We start from the raw sequence: 21,004 nt of genomic DNA on the forward strand, positions 1-21,004 counted from the left end.
GCAACACCGACGGCAACACACAAAAAATGAACGGCAATGCCACCGCCAGCGCATTCACCAAGGCCAACACCGGCTTTGCCGATGCATCGGCAAGCGGCAATCACAACAGTGCCGGCTCGGCTCTTTCCGTCACGATCGGTGGCAGCACCAGCAGCGGCAAAGCCAGTGGTGGTGATGGCGGCAATGGCGGCAACGCAACGGCCATTGCACATTGATCCTCACGGATCGATCAATGCAGCACGCATGACAGGAAGGTCGAATCCTTCCTGTCATTCAGGATACAAAGGATGGAGGCAGTGATGAAAACCGATCTCGTTTGTGTACTCATGGCATCGATACTCGCCATGCCGGCATGGGCCGGAAATGTACAACGTCCGTCTCACGGCGCCTCCGTCGCGAGCACTGCCCCAACGCCAAGTTCGACATCTTCCTCGTCGGCGACGGGCGGCGCCGGTGGTGCCGGTGGTACCGCCACAGGTGGCGCTGCGACAGGCGGTTCTGCCACGGGCGGTAATGCAACCGGTGGCGCGTCGAATGTTAATGTCAGTGTTCTCAATGGCAGCGGAAGTAGCAGCGCTCCCGGTGCAGCCGCAGTAGGCGAAGTGGGCACCGCCGGCAGCAGTGCTTACAACACCAAGGCCACCGTCGATTATGGCGGCAGCTATGAAGTCAAGAATGTGCCGGGCGTGGTATCCCCTTCGCTGACAACCACATTGTCGGATACGTGCATGGGATCGGTATCGCTGGGCGTCTCGGCCGTCGGCTTTGGCTTGAGCGGTGGCGTCACCATGGTCGATGAAGCGTGCGTGCGTCGTCTCGATTCACGTGAATTCCGCGCCATGGGAATGAACGATGTGGCTCTGGCCTTGCTTTGCCAAAGCGAAGCCAATCGGAAGGCTGTCGAAGCGACTGGCCGCTTCTGTCCATCGCCCCAACCGCAGAATCAAGGACAAGGTAATGCGACGGCATACCCCGTTACATTACAGCCCGATACCGAACGTTATTCGGATCCTATCGTGCGCAAACGCATGGGCCTGCAACCGCTACCCGATCTGTCCGCAGTCAAGTGATTTCCTATGACACTTACTCAGCGAGCGCATCATGAAACGTCCGATCATCAACAAGCAGATTGCGGTTGCGTTGAAACAGGAAGAGCTTGGCATTCCGATACAGGATGTCATTCGTCAGGCAGGCATTACGGAAGATACTTTTCTGAGCTGGAAAAAACAGTACGGCGCCCTGCCCGGCTTCACGCACGAGATGAGATGTCTACGAGAAGAAAACGCAAGACTCAAGGAAATCGTCGCCGATCTTTCTCTGCAAAATGCGCAATTGCGCGAGCTGCGTGAGAACGGTTCACAAGAAGAAAATTAGTTGCATCATCGACGCGTAACATTTGACGGCGCCGGATTTAAGGTGTACTTACTGAAGAAGAAGCCAGAAAAAATCGTGTGAAACAGAGATGTTTCCACACGGAAAAATCCAGTCGCGCATTACTGGGAGAAGCAAAAAATGGAGCAGCTTTCTCGAGGCATGCCGGTTGCCACCGGCAGTCAGGCAACAATCAAGCACATTGGCATTCTGGTTTTCGACGGCGTAATCCTTGCCGATGTCATCGGTGCAGCGGATGTCTTCACGGTCGCCAACAAACTTCTCTCTTCGGTATTTGCAGGCGAAGCAGGCTATGCGGTCTCGCTGCTTTCGTTGTATGGCGGCGTGGTACGTTCTTCGGCATCAGTTGAAATCATGACCTTGCCGTTGATCGATCATCGACAACAGGATTTCGACACACTGATGATCGCCAGCGGCACCGGCAATTTCGAAGCCTATCGTGATCCCATGCTGCTCGCATGGCTGCAACAGAATCGTGTCATTCCACGCATGGCAGGTATTGCGACCGGTGTATTCGTCATGGCTGCAGCGGGCCTGCTGGATTACATGCGTGTCACCACACACTGGGCACTGCAAGACAAACTCGAACGCGAATTTCCCCTATTACAGCTCGATCGTGACAGTGCATTCTGCGAAGACAAACGCATTTACACCGTTAACGATGTTGGTATTGCCGCAGAACTGGCTTTGAACTTTCTCGAAGCGGACATCGGTCCCAGCGTGGCAAAGAAAGTTGCCGAGAGTCTGTCGATTTGTCCACGTCAATACGAAAAGGACATTCCGGTACGCCCGGCCAAGAATCGCGATACGTCAAGGAACAACAAAATCCAGCAAGCCTCGCGCTGGCTGTTCGAACACATGACCGAACCGATCAGTGTGGCCAATGTGGCACAAGCCGTATCAATGAGTGAACGCAATTTTCAGCGGCTCTTCAAACGTGAAACAGGCTGGACGCCACATGGTTTTTTACTGCATCTACGTCTTGAGGCTGTGCGACAGCAATTGACAGAGACCGACCTGCCGGTCGACAAGATTGCACGTCGCTGTGGGCTGCTAAACGGCGAGCATGTATCGAAACTGTTTCGAAAATACTTGTCGATCTCGCCTTGTGAATATCGAAAGAACGAACGGCAACTGCAAAAACAGGCAAGTATCGATGCAATGCCGTCAACATCTCTATTCAATGGTACTGGCAGTCAAGTGATGACGCATGATCTGCCACTGTGAATGCATGCACAACGCCTGCGAGTGCGGGTTGGAACAAGTCTTTCGCTAAACATTACCCGCGCGACAAGGCACGCGCAGCAATGCAACTTCCTTATTTGATTGCGCCAAATACCTTGCCAAGGATGGCACTGCCGGTACCAACCGGGTTGGCGCGAATGGCTTTCTCTTCTTCTGCAATGATGGTGTACAGACCATCGAGCGCACGCTGCGTGACATAAGCTTCCACAGTCGTTTCATCCTTGCCGACCAAGCCCGATGATCCGGCTTTGCTCATCAGGGTATTGTATTTCGCGGACAAGCCATTCTTGTCTGTGATGTTTTTCACGATAGGCAGAAACTGCGCGCTCAGCGGTGTCGCTGTTTTTTGACGGAAGAAATCGGTCACCGAAGTTTCTCCTCCGGTCAGGATATTCTTGGCGTCGTTCACACTCATCGTTTTGACGGCATTGAGCAACAAAGGCTTGGCCTGCGCCACAGCCGCTTCAGCGGCATGATTCATCGAAGTTTGCAACTCCTCGATCTTCTTGCCCTGCCCCATCATGCGTAAGACCGGCATCGCTTTCTCAACCGAGCCTGGCAAACCGATACGTACCTTGTCGTTGTTCAGGAAACCGTTTTCCACACCCAGCTTGGCAACCGCCACGGTTGCGCCCTTTTCGAGCGCTGTTTTCACGCCGCTCGTTGCATCCTTGCTGCTGAGATCGGCGAGCGACTGCGCCCCAGCAAAGGAGATCGCAGCAAAAAGAACCAGACCCGCAGTCAATCGCGGCAATATGAAAGATGACATGAACGTTCTCCGGAAACAGAAAGGATCAATGCAAGAGCATGCAGGATTATCGAGACTTTACTGCATCTGTTGCCATTGGCATATCACTGCGTACCCGCACATAAGTGGCAAAGCGGGGAATGCCACTCTGGTTGTAACCGCGATAGCGATACGTTACCCATGATCCGATCTGTGGTGGATTTTCACGTACCGCATCGCTGAATCCCGTCCCGAGTCTGAAACGCATCCCGTCAGGTGATTCAACCAGCAAGGCGCCAAGCCGCCCTGCATGCTTTCCCTTGCCCGGCAGATGCGCAACAACCTTCGCTTCGGCATCCGTGTGCGATTTCATCTTGAGCAGATCATCATTGCGTTCTGCGCGATAGAGCGAACTGCCTCGATGCAGCATCAAGCCTTCCCCACCTTTTTTCTCCACTTCCTGCAACCGCTTTTGCAAAAGACTATGACTGACAATCCGTTGCTGCGGTACGGCAAGCAACCACGGCGAGTTCGTTGATTTCAACAAATTTTGCAAACTCACCAAGCGCTGATCGAAAACACCGCCATGCGCTGGCAGATCGAACACCATGAAGCGCACATTGCGCCACGCTGTTGCATTCGGCTCATGGCTTCTGGCCGTCGAAATGACTTCCTGAAATTTTCCGCGTCCTGCCCATAACTCGCCATCAAGCGGCACGGATGGCCAATTTTTGATGAACCAGTCCGGCGCATGAATGTGTTCGCCACCACGCGTCGTGAGCGTTCTTCCATCCCAATAGGCACGCATGCCATCATATTTTTCACTCACCCAATAGTCGTCAAGATGAATACCCGGATGATAAAGATTGGCCAACATGAGTGGCGGTTTTGATGGCTTCTGTTGCGCGTGGGCGATGGCGCCCATCAAAAGGCCGATCAATAGGAACAATGCATGCAAGGCGTGGCGTAAATCGGATGGCACCGTTTTCATATTCGTCATGTCGCTATTGAAAACCGCATCTTAGGTGGACATGCCGAAAGGCAACATCCCGTATTTGCGGGACTTTTCTGCGCTACGTGCAGCGATAGCATTCTTTATGGCGCTGAAAAGTAATCGCATGAATACGTCCAAAGAACGTCATACCGATGCGAAGCATGAAAATCCGATCATGCCGGGTGAACTTGATAAACAGCATTGAAGACGGCAAATATGCAGCAACAAATTTCGGCGTGCTGAACTTCTGCCTGAACCTGTAGCCCAACACATAACAATAGAAAAACGAGGCCGTCATGAAACTCGAACTCATCTCCATCGATCACGATCTCTTAACGCCCGGCTATCTCGTGAAACTCGGCGCCACGTTCTATGAAGAAGATGGCACGACGCGCAAATCGGATTACGCAGTTTTCACGATTGCCGTCTCTCAGGCGGATGGTGAATCGCTCACCGTGCAACAGCTCACCACCGAAGCCATTGCACGGACTAAACTACTGTTCGCCTGAAAACAGATTTCATCATGCAGTCCGGCAAGGTTCTACACCTGCGCTGCATGAACCGATGAGATTCTGTAGACTGGGATGCTCCTCCTCGCTCATCTCGCATCGTTGAATGTATTCACATGACACGATGCCGCATTCATCCAGGAGCTGCCCGTGAAGTCTGCCTTTCGTTTTATCCTTCCCCTTATTTTGATTGTCGCCGCCGTAGCCGCGTATTACCTATGGTCTACACGACAGGCCGCACCACCGCCAGCCATTGCAGTACAAGAAAAAACTGAACCAGCTAACACGCAGGAAAATCCGCCAGTGCCGGCGACGCCATCGCTTGACGAACCCAAGCCGATACAACATCCACTCGAACCTGTTACCCAAGCGGAACCGCTGCTAGCAGTCAAAGACAGCGATAGCCTGATCACGCCGGCGTTGAAAGCATTGATCGGCACAGATCTCTGGCGGGATCTTTTCTATCCCGAAGAAATCATTCGCCGAATTGTCACGACAATCGATAATCTCCCGCGTAGTGAAGCGTCAGCAAAATTATGGCCGGTACACCCAGGAGGCACTTGGCTGGAAACAACAGGCAATGACGATAACCTGATCATCTCGCCCACCAATACCGCGCGCTACGATGCCTATATGACAGTCGTACAAAACATTTCCATCAGCCGGTTGGCAGCGCTTTATCGCCAGTACTACCCCTTGTTTCAACGTGCTTATGCCGATTTGGGCTATCCCGATGCCTACTTCAATGACAGACTGGTCGTCGCCATTGACGATCTTCTGGCAACACCGGAGCCGATCGAGGCACCTCGCCTCGTACAGAAAAAAGTTCTTTACCAGTTTGTCGATCCCGATCTGGAAAAGCGTTCGGCAGGTCAGAAAATCATGCTGCGTATCGGCGTGGAAAATGCGCAGATCGTGAAATCGAAACTGCGGGAGTTGCGTTCGGCAATCACGTCGTCCGCGCCCGATGCAGGACAAACCTCTTTGCGCTAAGTCGACCATTTCATGCTCTGTACGCTTGAACTCAACCTGCAGTGAAAAATAAAAAAGCCTCTTCGTTGAAGAGGCTTTTGATTAGGCGAATCTTAATCAGAATTTCATATCGGCACTGACAAGGAAAGTGCGCGGTGCGCCCAACATCACACGGCGCCCATTCCAGCTTGAGCCCATGACATAGGTTTCGTTCGTCACGTTGTCGATATTGAAGCGCAATGTCAATTTCGGATTGACTTGATATGACGTCATCAGATTGAGTAGCGTATAGCTTGGTATCTTTCCATACAGGCCGTTCTTGATCACACGATCTGCATTATCGGGACGACCAACATAGGTTGTTCCAACATGCTGCACACCACCGCCGACTGTCCAGCGTTCCTGGATACGATAGGTGGTCCACAAATTAGCCGTAACCTTTGGCGTAAAGGCCAACTCATCGCCGTTGGTAGACAAGGCCGTGCCGTAATCACCAGTGTTTCGCAGATTATTGTCAATCGCCGCACTATGCTTGCGTTTGGTATCCAGCAGCGTCACACCACCCGAGACAGTCCAGGCTTTCGTGACAGTGCCCAATGCGCTGAGCTCGATACCTTGCACAATTTGCTTGCCATATCCAACAAATGCTGTGCGCCCCATGCCGATATTGCTACGCTCAGTGCGGAATACTGCGGCAGTCGTTGAAAGCCGTTTTTCCATTAAATCCCATTTGGTGCCAAGTTCGATGTTCGTCGCTTTTTGCACCTTGGAACCTTGGTTGTTCTGGCCGATCAAGCCAGGAAAGGCATTGGCATCTGGGCGCGAAATATCAGGTGTGGAGAGGAATGAGCCCGGCGGCAATGCTGACTGACCGTACGAAACATAAACGCTTCCGTTGGTTGCAGGTTTGTACACCAGACCCAGTTTGCCGCCAAACGTAGTTTCCGAAACCTTGTAGCCATCACCATCTGATGGCGTTCCATTTGCATTGATGTTCCCGATCGCTACTTTGTAATGCTCAGCACGCAGACCGCCCGTCAATTGCCATTGCGGATTAAATTCGATCGTGTCATATCCGTAGAGAGCCACCGTATCGACTTTGACATTGGTGTTGCCTAATGTCGCCAGATTTGCAGCCGTACGACTCGGATTTGGATTAAACAAATTAGTCGCACTATTCGGCCCCAATTCAAAACGGCGACCATCGGCTTCTTCACGCGACAGTTCCACACCCATTGCAAAGTGATGTTTTACGCCACCAGAATCGAGATGAACGGATAGATTGGTGTTATTGGCGATCGACGTATTTTTACGCTGATAACCGGCGCGATTGGTTGTAATTGTTTGCGTCGCTGGCGTATAAGGCTGTCCTTGGAAAACGGCGAATCTGGCATCACGATCCGTTTGCACCCAGCGCGTATGGTTGCTTAACGTGATGTTCGGTGTGATTCGATGTTCGACTTTCGCCAGGAAGGAATCGGACTTCGTATCGTCATAGTCCGAGAGGAATCCATAAAAATTATCGCGACTCGCTCCTGCTGCTCTTGGATCGTAGGCAAACATGCCGGGAATCGACGCTGCCGGAGTGCCGAAGTCCGGCCGATCTTTCTGCGTGACGTGCTGGTAAGACAAGGTCACCGTCGTTGGCGTGCCGATACCAAACGCGATCGATGGGGCAATACCCAGCGAATTGACTTGTGCATGCTTGCGACCGGCAACACCACTGTCTTCAGTCAACAGGTTCAGACGGAATGCCGACGTGTCGCTCAGGATGCGGTTCATGTCGGCGGTGATGCGCTGACGGTTATCGGATTGGTATTCATCCCAACCGAAACTGGCCGTGGCATTGGTGAAATTCTGCAATTTGGGTGACTTGCTTTCCAGATTCACGTAACCGCCCGCACCGCCACGGCCGTTATCGGCCGCCGGACCTTTGACGACTTCAACCTGTTCGAGATTGAAGGTATCGCGGTTATAGCTGTTGGAATCGCGGAAACCATCGACGAAGATGTTCGCACTGGTGTCGAAGCCGCGCAGGCTGAAGTTGGCGGTACTGCTGCCGAAGCCGTTTTCACCGGCATTAAAGCTGATGCCCGTGGTATTGCGCAGCACGTCGGTGAGGTTGCGTGCGCCCTGCTCGTTGAAAATTTCCTTGGGAATAATCTGCACCGTTTGCGGCGTATCGACCAGCGGTGCGGTTGCTTTGGGCGACGATTGACGCTCTTGATGAGCGGATACCTGCACGGCAGGCAAGGTGGTGGTAATGGCGTTACCGGATGCGGTTTGAGCGTAAGCGCCCATGGAAAGAATCGCCAACGCGACCGGCGTCAGACGAAAAACGTGAACGGCTTTCATGCATGTCCCTTGGTTGAATCGTTATTGAAATGAATGCGATGTCATGCGACAGGACGTAATAGTAATACTTCTCATTAATATTACTTATTATTTTTTAACGTTTTCTTCACACTTTCTTCAAAACGTGTCGGGAAGCGGTTTCAGAGCCAGTAGAATGTTCCTTTTTTACAACTTGGATGCCGTGTTAAACGCAAACGGCACTTCGAACGGAGCAATCCATGATGTTGCAGATTCCTGCTTTCCTGTCTTTCGAACAGGTTCGGCAGTTCAACGAAGCATTGCACGCACAGTCCTGGGAAGATGGGAGGCAGACGGCCGGTCATCTGGCAGTCGGCGTAAAGCGGAATTTGCAACTCGCGCACGACAATCCTGTAGCCACGCAGCTTGGCGACTTCATTCTGCAGGCGCTGGGCAAAACGCCTCTATTTCTGTCTGCTGCCCTGCCACTCAAGGTGGTGCCGCCAATGTTTAATCGTTATGAAGGCGGTGGCACTTATGGCGATCATGTAGACAGTGCTATCCGCAGCGTGCCCGGCACACCGCATCGGGTGCGTACCGATATTTCAGCAACACTATTTCTGTCTGATCCCGATAGTTATGAAGGTGGCGAACTGGTCGTCAACGACACGTATGGCGAACATGCCGTCAAGCTGGCGGCTGGCGACATGGTGCTTTATCCGGGTACAAGCCTGCACCATGTCCGACCGGTGACGAAGGGAACACGCCTCGCGGCCTTTTTCTGGGTACAAAGTCTGGTGCGTGACGATACGCAACGGACGATCCTCTATGAGATGGATACCGCCATTCAGCAACTGACAAGAGAACAACCTGAAAGCAGTGCCACGCTGAAACTGAGTGGCGTTTATCACAATCTGTTGCGACAGTGGTCGGACACCTGATCGTCATTCAATCTGCCTTCCGCGAGGCAGCTCGAAGAGCGATATAACCTGAAGATAAGTGCTCATACGCATTCGATAAAGGCATCGATGCATGCAGTCTCATTTCCTTCAAGAACGCTGGAGGGTGACGCTCGAATTCATGAAACAGCGCGCCTAATGCGGATGCTGCACATGCGGCAAGGTTCGCCAGGCAACTAGGGCTGCCAGCATGGCAGATACGGCAATCGCTGCAATCATGGGCCGCGCACTGCCATCGACAAACAAGCCCGTCACACCCATCACGACTGCACCGCTCAGAAATTGCAAGGTCCCCATCAAGGCCGATGCGGTACCGGCAATCGCACCATGTTCTTCGAGCGCCAATACAGCTGTCGTCGGGATCACCAGACCCAAAAACCCAAAGCCGATAAACAGCATTGCCAGCATGACGTCTAAACGCACCATGCCTGCCAGATTCAGTGACAGCAAGGCAATCATGCAGAATGCATAACCACACACTGCAACGCGCACCAGCGGTACCAGGCCGTAACGACGCGTCAACCTGCCCGTCAGTTGCGAGACGCCGATGAAGGCTGCGGCATTGGCAGCGAAGGCAATGCTGTATTGACGCGGCGTCAAACCGTAATGGTCAATCAGGACAAATGCGGAGTTCGCCAGATAGGCGAAAAAACTGCAGATACCAAATGCACCGATGAAAACCAGCCCCAGAAAATGCCAGTCACGCAATAGCAAAGCATACGCACGCAAGGCACTCGCCACGCTGCTCTCTGCGCGTTCAGCTTGCAAACGTGTTTCGCTTTGCCCGGTAGCGAGAAGAACCAGTGCCATCACAGCCGCCATGGTCACTGCCCAGAATACGCTGCGCCAGCCGAACGCCTCGATGAAGAAACTACCCGTCAGTGGCGCCAGAATCGGCGACACGCTGAACACCAGCATCAGCAACGACATCAGGCGTGCAGCATCGTGCCCCGTATGCAAGTCGCGCACGATCGCTCGCGGAATCACCATGCCGGCACTTGCTCCCAGCCCCTGTAGAAAACGCAGCACGATCAGTGTCTGGATATCGGGTGCCAATGCGCAACCGACGCTACACACGGCAAACAACAGCAACCCAAAATAGAGTGGTGGCTTGCGGCCAACCATATCCGAGATCGGCCCATAAAAAAGTTGCCCGATACCCAGAGAGAGAAAGAACGCCATCAGGCTGGCTTGCACCGCTCCAGTGTCAGCCTGCAAGCTTTGGCCGACGGAAGGCAATGCCGGCAGATACATATCGATGGCAAACGGACCGATTGCCGAAAGCAGGCCGAGTACGAGGGCATGTTTGAAAAAAGTGGGACGCATGAAAAACCAAGGCTGCGCATGACGAAGCCGAAAAAGAAAATAAAAACCGGCAAATCCCGAAAGATTTGCCGGCCCATGATTATTTCACTTTCAGTCAACGCGTGCTGACCGCGCGTGCTTTCAGGTTTCCGGAATGGCGGGTGCGACGTGCGACGCAGAAGATGCCCCCCAGCCGCCGCCGAGTGCGCGAATCAAACCGACCGATGCCACCGCACGCTGCCCTGCACTGCGCACGCGCGCACGTTGCGAAGCAAGATTCGAACGTTGTGCATCAATGACTTCGAAATAACTGGCCGAACCATTGCGATACCGCGAGTCTGCAAGACGGCTTGCCAACTGTGCCGAAGAAATGGCTTGATCCTCGAACGCCATCTGACGATCCAGCGTACGCAAGGCAGCCAGATTGTCTTCAACTTCGCGGAAGCCCGTCAGCACCTGTTGACGATAGTTTGCCACCAGGGCTTCGTAGCCAGCATCGGCCCGTGCAAGGTTGGCGCGATTGCGACCGCCATCCAGAATCGGCATGCTCAGCATCGTGCCAACCACCGGACCAAGTACCCAGCTACGACTCGACCACTTGAACAGATCGCGCAACTCATTGGATTCGTAACCAGCCGAACCCGTCAATATCAGGCGCGGGAAAAATGCCGCTTTTGCAGCACCGATGCGGGCACTGGCTGCTGCCAACTGGCGCTGCGCCTGCGCAATGTCAGGGCGACGTTCGAGCAGATCGGACGGCAAACCAGCAGGCACGGTCACCAACGGCGCATTCAATGGCGAGGAAACCAGCGTGAACTCGGCGGGTGCCTTGCCCAGCAAGATGGCGAGTGCATGATCGCGTTGTGTGCGATCGCGCGTCACACCTTCGAGCTCGGCACTCGTGGTTGCCCATTCGGTGCGCGCTTGCGCTACGTCCAGCTCGCTGGTATCGCCGGCATTGAAGCGACGCTGCGCCAGATCCAGCGCTTCCTGCCGCAGGGTCACGGTCTTTTGCAGCACGTCCATTTCCGCATCCAGCGCACGGATGGTGAAATAAAGTTGTGCGACATCTGCCTGCAACGCAAGCAAGACGGAGCGATAAGCGGCTTCCTGCGCTTGCGCATCCAAACGTGCGGCGCGGCTGGCATCCGAGAGTCGACCGAACAGATCGACTTCGTACGAGAACGACAGCGGTGCGCGATACGTCGTCGATGCACTTTCTGCGTTACCGCTACGCGTCGGACCGACCCCAACGCTAGCCTGTACGCCTCGATCAGCGTCAGTCACGCCGGCGGCGGCCCTCGCCTCTTTCACACGCGCCAAGGCGATTGCCAGGTTGGGATTGGACTCGGTTGCAGAATCGATCAGTCCATTCAACTCTGTGCTGCCGAAGACGCGCCACCAGTTACCGCGATCGGTGTAGTCAGAAGGCACGGCCACCTTCCATGCGCCATCCAATTGCGCAGCCTGTTCACGATACTGTGCAGGCGCCTCCAGTTCCACCTTTTCGGGTGGGCGTGCCGTCGAGCAGCCAGCCAGAATCAAGACTGCCAATAAGGCACTTACCCGAGCACTTTTTTGAAACGATGTCTTTTTCATGATTAACCTTCGTAATGATGTGGTGCCTCGACACCCAACGGAGCCGGATGCGCACCGTAAGCCACGTCTTCTTTCTTGTGCTCAGGCTTGAATTTCTTCTCCAGCATGCGCAGCAGTACATAGAAGATTGGCGTCAGGAACAGGCCGAAAGCCGTCACACCGATCATCCCCGCGAACACAGCCACACCCATGGCTTGCCGCATCTCTGCACCGGCACCTGTCGACAGAATCAGCGGCACAACACCCGCGATAAAGGCGATCGATGTCATCAAGATCGGCCGCAGACGCAGACGAGCAGCTTCGATGGCAGCGTCATACGTGCTACGACCGTGATGTTCGAGTTCGCGCGCAAACTCCACAATCAGAATCGCGTTCTTGCACGCCAGGCCGACCAGCACGATCAAACTGATCTGGGTGAAGATGTTGTTGTCGCCACCCGTAAGCCAGACACCGAAGATGGCAGACAGCAAGCCCATCGGCACGATCAGCAACACGGCCAGCGGCAAGGCCAGACTTTCGTACTGTGCAGCGAGCACGAAAAACACCAACAACATCGCCAACGGCAGGATGATGAACAGCGTATCGCCGGCGATCTTGTCCTGGTACGTGATCTCGGTCCATTCGAAGCTGATACCGCGCGGCAGCGTTTCGGCTGCAATGCGTTCGATTGCCGCTTGTGCCTGCCCGGTCGAGTAACCAGGCGCCGGTCCACCGTTCACATCTGCGGCCGGGAAGCCGTTGTAACGAACGAACTGATCGGGACCATAGCTCTGCGTCATTTTCAAGACGGATGACAACGGCACCATCTCGCCATTCTTGTTACGTGCCTTGAGCAGACCGATATCTTCTGCATGGGCACGGAACGGTGCATCCGCTTGTACGCGCACCTGGAAGGTACGCCCGAACTGATTGAAATCGTTCACATAGAGCGAACCCAGATAGACCTGCAACGTATCGAATACCGATGGAATCGACAGACCAAGCTGCTGTGCACGCGTACGATCGAGATCGGCATACAGTTGCGGCACGCTGATCTGATAGCTCGAGAACATGCCGGCCAGTTCAGGTGTCTGATAGGCCTTCGCCATGAACGCCTTCAAGGCGTCGTTCAACGCTTCCTTGCCGAGTGCGGAGCGATCCTGAATCTGCAGTTTGAAGCCGCCGATCGTTCCCAGACCTTGCACAGGCGGTGGCGGGAACATCGCAATGAACGCATCCTTGATCCCCGCGTATTGCATGTTCAATTGCTGCGCAATCGCGTTACCGCTCAAGTCCTTGCTCTTGCGTTCATCAAATGGCTTGAGCGTGACGAACACGATGCCGGAGTTCGGACTATTGACGAAGCCATTGATCGATAAGCCCGGGAAAGCCACAGCCGATTCGACGCCCGGCGTTTTCATCGCGATGTCGGACATTTTTCGAATCACGTCTTCCGTACGATCGAGCGAAGCCGCATCCGGCAATTGCGCAAAGCCGACCAGATACTGCTTGTCCTGACCAGGAATGAAACCGGCCGGCACCGTATGGAACAGGAACATCGTTGCACCGATCAGCACCGCGTAGACGACCAGCGATACTGACTTACGCTTGAGTACACCTTGTACGCCACCGCCATATCGTTCCGAATTGCGATGAAAGAAGCGGTTGAAACGAACGAAGAACCAGCCAAACAGACGATCGATGAAAAGCTGAAATTTGTCCTTCGGTGCGCCATGTCCTTTCAACAGCAAGGCAGACAATGCCGGTGACAGCGTCAGCGAGTTGATCGCCGAAATGATGGTAGAGATCGCAATCGTCAACGCAAACTGCTTGAAGAACTGACCGGTCAACCCGGAAACGAAGGCCAGCGGCACGAACACGGCCGACAGCGTCAACGCGATGGCCACGATCGGGCCGGACACTTCGCGCATCGCCTTGTAAGTCGCTTCTCGTGCCGAAAGCCCTTCTTCGATATTCCGTTCGACGTTCTCCACCACCACAATCGCATCGTCGACCACGATACCGATCGCAAGCACGAGCCCGAACAAGCTCAAGGCATTGATCGAGAATCCAAGTCCTAGCATGACGGCAAAGGTACCGATGACGGAAACCGGCACCGCCAGCAAAGGAATGATGGATGCGCGCCATGTTTGCAGGAACACGATCACGACGATCACGACCAGCAGAATCGCTTCAAGCAGCGTGTGCACGACGGCCTTGATCGATGCACGGACGAATTGCGTCGGATCATAGACGATGCTGTAGTCCACGCCTTCCGGCATATCCTTTTTCAGCTCAGCCATCAGCTTGCGTACGTTGTCCGAAATTTCGAGCGCATTCGAACCTGGCGTCTGGAAGATCGGCATCGCCACGGCTGGCTTGTTGTTCAACAATGAGCGCAATGCATATTCGCTGGCACCGAGTTCGACACGCGCCACATCACGCAGACGCGTGACGACACCGTCCAGCGAAGTGCGAATCACGATGTCGCGGAACTCGTCTTCAGTTTTCAGACGACCTTGTGCGTTGACCGAGATTTGATAGTCAACGCCAGGAACCGAAGGCGATGAACCGATGACACCGGCTGCCACATTGACGTTCTGTTCGCGAATCGCTTCGACCACGTCGTTTGCAGCCAGGCCACGCTCCGCCACTTTGCGCGGGTCGAGCCAGATACGCATCGAATAGTCGCCAGCCCCGAACAGCTGCACCGAACCCACACCCTGGATGCGCGCGATGTTGTCCTTCACGTTCAACACCGCATAATTACGCAGGTAGGTCATGTCATAGCGGTCGTTCGGCGAGACGAGGTGAACCACCATCGTCATGTCGGGTGAACTCTTGACCGTTGTCACGCCGAGTCGTTGCACGACATCCGGCAGACGCGGCAATGCCTGGTTCACACGGTTTTGCACCAACTGCTGTGCAAGATCCGGCGATGTGCCGAGCTTGAAGGTCACGGTCAAGGTCATCAGGCCGTCTGAGGTTGCCTGCGATGCCATGTAAAGCATGCCTTCGACACCATTGATTTGTTCTTCCAACGGTGTGGCGACGGTTTCGGCGATGGTCTGCGGATTCGCACCCGGATAGTTGGCTTTGACGACGACCGAAGGTGGTACGACTTCCGGATACTCGGAAATCGGCAGATTCAGCATCGCGATCAAGCCACCCATCAGAATGATGGCCGACAGCACGCCCGCAAAGATCGGGCGATCAATGAAAAAGCGAGAAATGTTCATGGGATTCTTCTTTTCAATTCGAGATCAGGCGTAACAATTACTGTGCGCTGGTGGCTTGTTCCGCTTTGGCCTGCACAGGAACGGCAACTTGTGCCGGTTTGGCAGGACCGATGTCTTGCAAACCGGCGACACGCGCATCCATGGCGACTGTTTCCGGATTGACGGTGTCGTTCGGACGAATGCGTTGCAGACCGTTGACAACGATGCGCTCATCCTTCTTCAAACCATCGCGTACCACACGCAAGCCTTCGGTCATCGGGCCAAGCACAACCTGGCGATAGACGGCCTTGTTGTCGTCGCCAACGACCATCACGTATTTCTTGTCCTGATCGGTACCTACTGCGCGGTCATCGATCAGCAAGGCGTTCTTGGTGTTCGCATCACCGGTACGCACACGTGCGTACATGCCTGGCATCAGCGTGCCATCGGCGTTGTCGAATACGGCGCGTACGCGAATCGTGCCCGAACCCGTATCGAGACGATTGTCGAAAGATTGCACGTGACCAATTCGCGGATAACCGGCTTCGCTGGTCAGGCCGATCGCCACCGGAATGCGCTGCACGCCGGAATTACCTGCCGTACCGGCACTGGCGTAACGAATATAGGTCGGCTCGTCGACTTCGAAGTTGACGTAGACCGGAGACACCGATACGACGGTCGTTAGCACCGGTGCCGTGCCACCGTTACCGACCAGGTTGCCGACTGTGATTTCTGCACGCGAGACACGACCGGCAACGGGTGCCGTGATTTCCGTGTACTGCAGATTCAAACGTGCGGTTTGTACGGCAGCTTCCGTTGCCTTCAGGTTGGCTTCCGCTTCCTGATGCGCATTTTCACGCTCGTCGAGTTCACGCTTGGCAACGGCACGGTCTTCGATCAGGCGACGCGTACGATCCAGTTCTGTACGCGCCAAGGCTGCGCGTGCCTGCGCACCTGCGCGTGCAGCTTCGGCACGTGCGAGTTCGGCTTTGTACGGACGTTGATCGATGGTGAAGAGCAGATCACCTTTTTTGACGAGCTGACCATCCTTGAAATGCACGGCCTCGATTGTGCCGGATACACGCGGACGAATCTCGACACGTTCGATGGCTTCCACGCGTCCCGAGAAATCGTCCCATTCGGTGACGGAACGCTCAATCACGTTGGCAACGGTCACCGTTACGGGTGGCGGTGCTGCCGCAGCACTTTTCTCCGCATGGCCGGAAAAGGAAATCGTGGCGGCACCAGCCACCAGCAACAGGCTGACGGCAATAGCGATGGTGCGACGTGAAAATTGGGAAGAAATCAGTCGCGAAGGAGCATTTTTGTTGGGCATGATGAATCCTGTCGAAAACAATGCAAAGAAAGAAAAAGGCAAAGCGAGACCCAGGCGTGCCATAAAGGGGCAAGCCAAGAAAAGAAACATTAGGAAATCAGCAGTACATCGATGGCGCGCAGGGCGTCATCGATGCATCAGGAAAAGTAGGCTAGATGCGACATCGAAAAGCGTTGGCAGACATGTTGGGCAATCCGACCATCAATGCGCGGCGTTCATCAACAACTGGCCGAGGTTGCCCAGCGAAATGGTCGCGGCAGCCTGAAGCGAACCACCGCTCAACGCACTGTCATACAACAGTTCCGTCACTTCACCGCTACGCACGGCAGCGGAAAGCAGGAAGGAACCGGCAGCGAGTGCCGTAACTTGGTATATTCTCTTTTTCATTTGAAGCTCCCCGGCAATTGCGCTGCAGCATGTTATCCAACAGGAAAGATGCCGCAACGACCTGTTACCTCGACTGTGTTTTGAATGTAAATGGCAGTAACCGATACCGGCAAAAACCCCTTCTCGCCTCGGCACACTGCCTGAAATGACAAAAATTGCAGCGTACATTCACATATTTCGTATTGATCACTACGAAATATGCTTGAGACTTTAGTCAGCCTGAACTAAGCTGTCAAGAAGTTTTATAACGATCGCTATGAAAATGGAAGAAGTGACCCAAAAACCACGCAAAAAGTCCGGCCGACCTTTGTCGTTCGACCGTGAGGCTGCGCTCGAACGCGCCATGCTGGTGTTTTGGCGTTTCGGTTACGAAGCCGCTTCGCTGCAGGAATTGACTTCCGCCATGGGCATCACGCCGCCCAGTCTTTACGCGGCCTTTGGCGACAAGGAAAAACTTTATCTGGAAGCCGTCGAACGTTATTCGGCGCGCAATTGCCATACGGTGGAATGCCTGTTCGCACAAGCGCCCACGGCACGCGACGGCATCGAACGACTGCTGCAAAGCGCGGCCATCGAAATGACCTGCCCCAGCCATCCTCCCGGCTGTCTGGTTGCTTCTTCAGCCATGAATTGCTCGGCTTCCGCTGCACACGTACAGGAAGTGGTCAGCGAATGTCGCGAAGACATGACCAGCCTGATCCGTGCCCGTCTTGATCAGGCGATCGCTGATGGCGAACTCCCCAATGACACCAATGCCGGTGTGCTTGCTGCATTCTTCAATACCATATTGCAGGGATTGTCTACCGAAGCGCGCGATACCGGCGGTGACCGCGACCAGTTACTTGCCATTGTCAAAACGGCCATGCAGGCCTGGCCAAAAAAGTAAGTCATTTTTTGCATTAGCGTATTCGACTTAACGCCCCATTAACGGCGGCATCGATAGCGTACGGGCTTCGTCATTGACGTTTGCCCGACATGAAATCGTCCACTTTTTCTGCCCGGATTCTTCTTGCTGACACGACCAGTCGTGGCTGGCTTGGTTATCGCCCCAGCATGTCGGTCGAATGGCTGGCCGTGCTGACCAGTCTGTTCTTCAGCCTCACGGCCAACCATCTTTTCTTCCACACGGTTTTCGAACAGGCTAGCTGGTCTGCGCCGAAAACCTGGCTATTGGCAGCGTGTCTATTCATCGCCGTGACAGCCGCACACACGGCACTCTTGCTATGCCTGCTGGCACGCTGGAATGCCAAGATACTTGTCAGCGCATTACTCTTGGCAACAGCCGCTGCCGCGTACTACATGAACCGTTACACCATCTTCTTCAATGGCGAGATGGTGCGTAATATTTTGCGAACCGATGTGCGCGAAGCGTCCGAACTGCTGTCGCTGAACATGTTCGTGCATATCCTGATCATGGGCGGCTTGCCCGCATTACTGGTCTGGCGTGTTCAACTCACGCAAAGACCGTGGAAGCGCACATGGCTGATTCGTCCCGCCAGCATCGTGGTGGCGGTCGTGATTTCCGTCGTCGCCGTACTAGCCGTGTTCCAGGATTTTTCCTCGATCATGCGCAACCAGAAAGAAGCGCGCTTCCTGATCATGCCCGGTGCCTACCTCACCTCGTTCGCACGCGTCCTCGCCAGCGATGGCAATGCCGCTACGCGCAAACGCATTCCGATTAGTGAAGACGCAAAACTCGGTGCCTTCTGGGGACAACAGCGCAAACCCATGCTGTTCGTGCTGGTCGTCGGCGAAACGACGCGTGCCGCCGACTGGGGATTGAACGGTTATGCACGCGACACCACGCCCGAACTTGGCAAGCGCAATGTATTCAATTTCAGTCGAGCCACCTCGTGCGGCACCAATACCGAAGTCTCGGTTCCCTGCATGTTCTCGCCCTATGGCCGACACAACTACAACGAAGACACGATCCGTTCGCATGAATCCTTGTTGCATATCATCGACCATGCAGGCATCCCGACTGTATGGCGCGACAATCAATCCGGCTGCAAGGGTGTATGCGATGGCTTGACCTTGCGCCAGTTTGATAGCAACCAGAAATCCGCCTTATGCGATGGTGAGCGCTGCCTCGATGAAATCATGCTCGACGGTCTGGATGCCGAGCTACGCGAAGCCAAGGATGGCAATCTATTCCTTGTGCTGCACCAACTCGGCAACCATGGTCCGGCCTATTACAAACGTTATCCAGCCGCAATGGCGACCTATACGCCGGCGTGCGATACGGCCGATCTCGGCAAATGCCAGCGTGAGCAAATCATCAACGCTTATGACAACGGCGTGCAGTACACCGACCACTTTCTGGCCAAGACCATCGACTGGTTGAAAACACAAAAACGTTACGACACCGCCATGCTCTATCTGTCCGACCATGGCGAATCGCTCGGTGAGAACGGCATCTACCTGCATGGTCTGCCCTATTCGATTGCACCGAAAGAGCAGACACAAATTCCAATGGTGATGTGGATGTCGCCAGAATTCATGAGCGATTTCGGCATCCATCGCGATTGCCTTACGCAACGCGCGACTCAGGCGATCTCGCAAGACCATCTGTTTCACACACTACTGGGTCTATTGCATATCGAGTCGCGTTATTACGACCCGGCCTGGGATGCATTTGCCGCTTGCAGAGCCGATCATGCCTGAGCTTGTCCGTACCATCATGAACAACCGCACGTTTCTCATTCGCAGCCATTGCATCTAAGGCACTGCAACTGATGATTAGGCAAACCAACCATGCGCCCAGATAAAGCCGCGTCGCCGTTAATCCCATTTTTCGGCCGGCATGTGAATGCGCTTGTCATTGCGGCAATCGCGCTGATTCTGTTAAGTCGGGATGGACGGCTGGATTTTTATCTGGCGCGACTGGCGTTCGATCTGCCCAGCGGGACATTCCCGCTACGCGATGTCCCGCTGTTGGCCGTGTACGGACATGCGTGGCTCAAGAATTTGACGACACTCGCCTGGCTGCTCTGCATGCCGATTGCCCTCGCCAGTGTGTGGCTGCGTCACTTGCACGGCTGGCGTACGGCACTCTTCAAATTCATCCTGTATGCCGGCATGGCAGCTTGGGCCATACAAAGTCTTAAGGCAGCCAGTCCGCATGCATGTCCCTGGGATCTGGCTGAATTCGGTGGCTCGGCGAGCTGGTTTCCCTTACTCGATAACGTAAGCCTGAGTGCTGATGGCGGTCATTGCTGGCCGGGTGGACATGCTTCTGCCGGCTTCGCATTGGTAGCCGGTTGGTTTGCCGCACGCGATACACATCCGCGTATCGCGGCGATCATGTTGTGGCTTGGTCTGGCAATGGGCAGCTTGATGGGCACCATACAGATGCTGCGCGGCGCACATTTCCTTACGCACAACTTGTGGAGTCTGTGGATCGTTTGGGCAGTCTGTCTCGGCATGGAGATGCTCTGGCAGCTATCCACTTATGCGCTACAGGCATTCAGAAAGAGGAGCCAGGCTGCTTCAGAAACGCCTGCTCTTCCGCAGTGGATTCCCGCTCCAGAATCGCATTGCGATGCGGGAAGCGTCCAAAGCGCGCAATGATATCGCGATGACGTTGCGCAAAATCGACAAAGCCTGCAAAGGTTTTCTTCTGCTCTTCAGGCACCTCACGCAGCAATTGCTCGAACAGGAATACTGAACGCTGCTGATCGGCGAGCGATTCGGAATGTTCTAGCGGCAGATAAAGAAACACGCGCTCGATCGGACGCAAGGTATTGTCCATGCCGCGCTCCAATGCATGCAGTGTCCAGCGCAATGCCAGCGTGTCGAACGCAAAGGATTCCGGCAAGCCGCGATACATATTGCGCGGAAACTGGTCTGCCAGCAGCACCATTGCCAATACCCCATGCGGCGTCGCCGCCCAGTCGTCCAGATCGCCACGTGCGACAGCTTCCGTACTGCTTTCAAAACGACGACGGATTTCCTGATCCGCGTGCTCGTCCTTGGACCACCACAGCTTGCTTTTTTCTTCGGCAGTCGTCGCGTCATCCTTGCTGGTGCCGAACCAGAAGGTCAGTATCGATTCCGGTGTTTCTGTCAC

At 54.6% G+C, this 21,004-nt stretch carries 19 protein-coding genes and 1 pseudogene; 11 read left to right on the forward strand and 9 right to left on the reverse strand.

What is annotated here, in order from left to right; genetic code table 11:
* From QZ725_RS02790 to QZ725_RS02805, 4 genes and pseudogenes are all read left to right on the forward strand, one after another.
* Nucleotides 1–215: pseudogene (locus tag QZ725_RS02790) on the forward strand (hypothetical protein); the annotation flags it as partial.
* An 84-nt stretch (nt 216–299) separates the two neighbouring features.
* Nucleotides 300–1,070, forward strand: coding sequence for a histidine kinase (locus QZ725_RS02795; RefSeq protein WP_293776108.1), 771 nt, complete (start codon nt 300–302; stop codon nt 1,068–1,070).
* Between the two features lie 31 nt (nt 1,071–1,101).
* Entirely contained in the window at nt 1,102–1,374 is a 273-nt protein-coding gene (locus tag QZ725_RS02800) for a transposase (protein WP_293776110.1), read from the forward strand.
* Between the two features lie 138 nt (nt 1,375–1,512).
* Entirely contained in the window at nt 1,513–2,619 is a 1,107-nt protein-coding gene (locus tag QZ725_RS02805; RefSeq protein ID WP_293776111.1) for a helix-turn-helix domain-containing protein, read from the forward strand.
* Nucleotides 2,620–2,710: 91 nt separating this feature from the next.
* Here QZ725_RS02805 and QZ725_RS02810 read toward each other — a convergent pair whose 3' ends face one another.
* The gene (locus QZ725_RS02810) at nt 2,711–3,406 is read right to left on the reverse strand and encodes a DUF4197 domain-containing protein (RefSeq protein ID WP_293776112.1); all 696 of its coding nucleotides are present in this window, start codon (nt 3,404–3,406) and stop codon (nt 2,711–2,713) included.
* Nucleotides 3,407–3,452: 46 nt separating this feature from the next.
* Entirely contained in the window at nt 3,453–4,289 is an 837-nt protein-coding gene (locus QZ725_RS02815; RefSeq protein WP_293776143.1) for a DNA ligase, read from the reverse strand.
* Between the two features lie 106 nt (nt 4,290–4,395).
* Between QZ725_RS02815 and QZ725_RS02820 the strand changes: the two genes are divergently transcribed.
* The 3 genes from QZ725_RS02820 to QZ725_RS02830 all read left to right on the forward strand — a co-directional run bounded on the left by QZ725_RS02820 (nt 4,396) and on the right by QZ725_RS02830 (nt 5,860).
* Nucleotides 4,396–4,563, forward strand: coding sequence for a hypothetical protein (locus QZ725_RS02820; RefSeq protein ID WP_293776113.1), 168 nt, complete (start codon nt 4,396–4,398; stop codon nt 4,561–4,563).
* A 91-nt stretch (nt 4,564–4,654) separates the two neighbouring features.
* Nucleotides 4,655–4,867, forward strand: a complete 213-nt coding sequence (locus QZ725_RS02825; RefSeq protein ID WP_293776114.1) for a hypothetical protein — start codon at nt 4,655–4,657, stop codon at nt 4,865–4,867.
* 150 nt (nt 4,868–5,017) lie between these two features.
* Nucleotides 5,018–5,860 (forward strand): DUF3014 domain-containing protein, encoded by an 843-nt coding sequence (locus QZ725_RS02830; RefSeq protein ID WP_293776115.1) that lies wholly within the window; start codon nt 5,018–5,020, stop codon nt 5,858–5,860.
* Between the two features lie 96 nt (nt 5,861–5,956).
* On the opposite strand, the gene QZ725_RS02835 is transcribed toward QZ725_RS02830, so the two are convergent.
* The gene (locus QZ725_RS02835) at nt 5,957–8,194 is read right to left on the reverse strand and encodes a TonB-dependent siderophore receptor (protein WP_293776116.1); all 2,238 of its coding nucleotides are present in this window, start codon (nt 8,192–8,194) and stop codon (nt 5,957–5,959) included.
* Nucleotides 8,195–8,412: 218 nt separating this feature from the next.
* Between QZ725_RS02835 and QZ725_RS02840 the strand changes: the two genes are divergently transcribed.
* Nucleotides 8,413–9,093, forward strand: coding sequence for a Fe2+-dependent dioxygenase (locus QZ725_RS02840; protein ID WP_293776117.1), 681 nt, complete (start codon nt 8,413–8,415; stop codon nt 9,091–9,093).
* Between the two features lie 153 nt (nt 9,094–9,246).
* Here QZ725_RS02840 and QZ725_RS02845 read toward each other — a convergent pair whose 3' ends face one another.
* The 5 genes from QZ725_RS02845 to QZ725_RS02865 form a co-directional block, all read right to left on the reverse strand.
* A complete protein-coding gene (locus QZ725_RS02845) occupies nt 9,247–10,437 on the reverse strand; it encodes a multidrug effflux MFS transporter (protein WP_293776118.1) in 1,191 nt (396 codons plus the stop codon).
* Nucleotides 10,438–10,557: 120 nt separating this feature from the next.
* Nucleotides 10,558–12,015: an efflux transporter outer membrane subunit gene (locus QZ725_RS02850; protein ID WP_293776119.1), complete on the reverse strand. Its 1,458-nt coding sequence runs from the start codon at nt 12,013–12,015 to the stop codon at nt 10,558–10,560.
* A 2-nt stretch (nt 12,016–12,017) separates the two neighbouring features.
* Nucleotides 12,018–15,233 carry an efflux RND transporter permease subunit gene (locus QZ725_RS02855; protein ID WP_293776120.1) on the reverse strand — a complete coding sequence of 1,072 codons (3,216 nt, stop codon included), beginning with the start codon at nt 15,231–15,233 and terminating at the stop codon, nt 12,018–12,020.
* Between the two features lie 37 nt (nt 15,234–15,270).
* Entirely contained in the window at nt 15,271–16,548 is a 1,278-nt protein-coding gene (locus QZ725_RS02860) for an efflux RND transporter periplasmic adaptor subunit (protein ID WP_293776121.1), read from the reverse strand.
* Nucleotides 16,549–16,749: 201 nt separating this feature from the next.
* Nucleotides 16,750–16,935 carry a hypothetical protein gene (locus tag QZ725_RS02865; RefSeq protein ID WP_293776122.1) on the reverse strand — a complete coding sequence of 62 codons (186 nt, stop codon included), beginning with the start codon at nt 16,933–16,935 and terminating at the stop codon, nt 16,750–16,752.
* 262 nt (nt 16,936–17,197) lie between these two features.
* Here QZ725_RS02865 and QZ725_RS02870 point away from each other — a divergent pair, with 262 nt between their 5' ends.
* The 3 genes from QZ725_RS02870 (at nt 17,198) to QZ725_RS02880 (ending at nt 20,505) form a co-directional block, all read left to right on the forward strand.
* Nucleotides 17,198–17,821, forward strand: a complete 624-nt coding sequence (locus tag QZ725_RS02870) for a TetR/AcrR family transcriptional regulator (protein ID WP_293776123.1) — start codon at nt 17,198–17,200, stop codon at nt 17,819–17,821.
* An 89-nt stretch (nt 17,822–17,910) separates the two neighbouring features.
* Nucleotides 17,911–19,599, forward strand: coding sequence for a phosphoethanolamine--lipid A transferase (locus QZ725_RS02875; protein WP_293776124.1), 1,689 nt, complete (start codon nt 17,911–17,913; stop codon nt 19,597–19,599).
* Between the two features lie 141 nt (nt 19,600–19,740).
* Nucleotides 19,741–20,505, forward strand: a complete 765-nt coding sequence (locus tag QZ725_RS02880; RefSeq protein ID WP_293776126.1) for a phosphatase PAP2 family protein — start codon at nt 19,741–19,743, stop codon at nt 20,503–20,505.
* On the opposite strand, the gene QZ725_RS02885 is transcribed toward QZ725_RS02880, so the two are convergent.
* A complete protein-coding gene (locus QZ725_RS02885; protein ID WP_293776127.1) occupies nt 20,402–21,004 on the reverse strand; it encodes a DUF924 family protein in 603 nt (200 codons plus the stop codon). The two genes, QZ725_RS02880 and QZ725_RS02885, sit on opposite strands and share 104 nt — an antisense overlap.

This window comes from uncultured Oxalicibacterium sp. (assembly GCF_913776015.1).
Taxonomy (GTDB): domain Bacteria; phylum Pseudomonadota; class Gammaproteobacteria; order Burkholderiales; family Burkholderiaceae_D; genus Oxalicibacterium.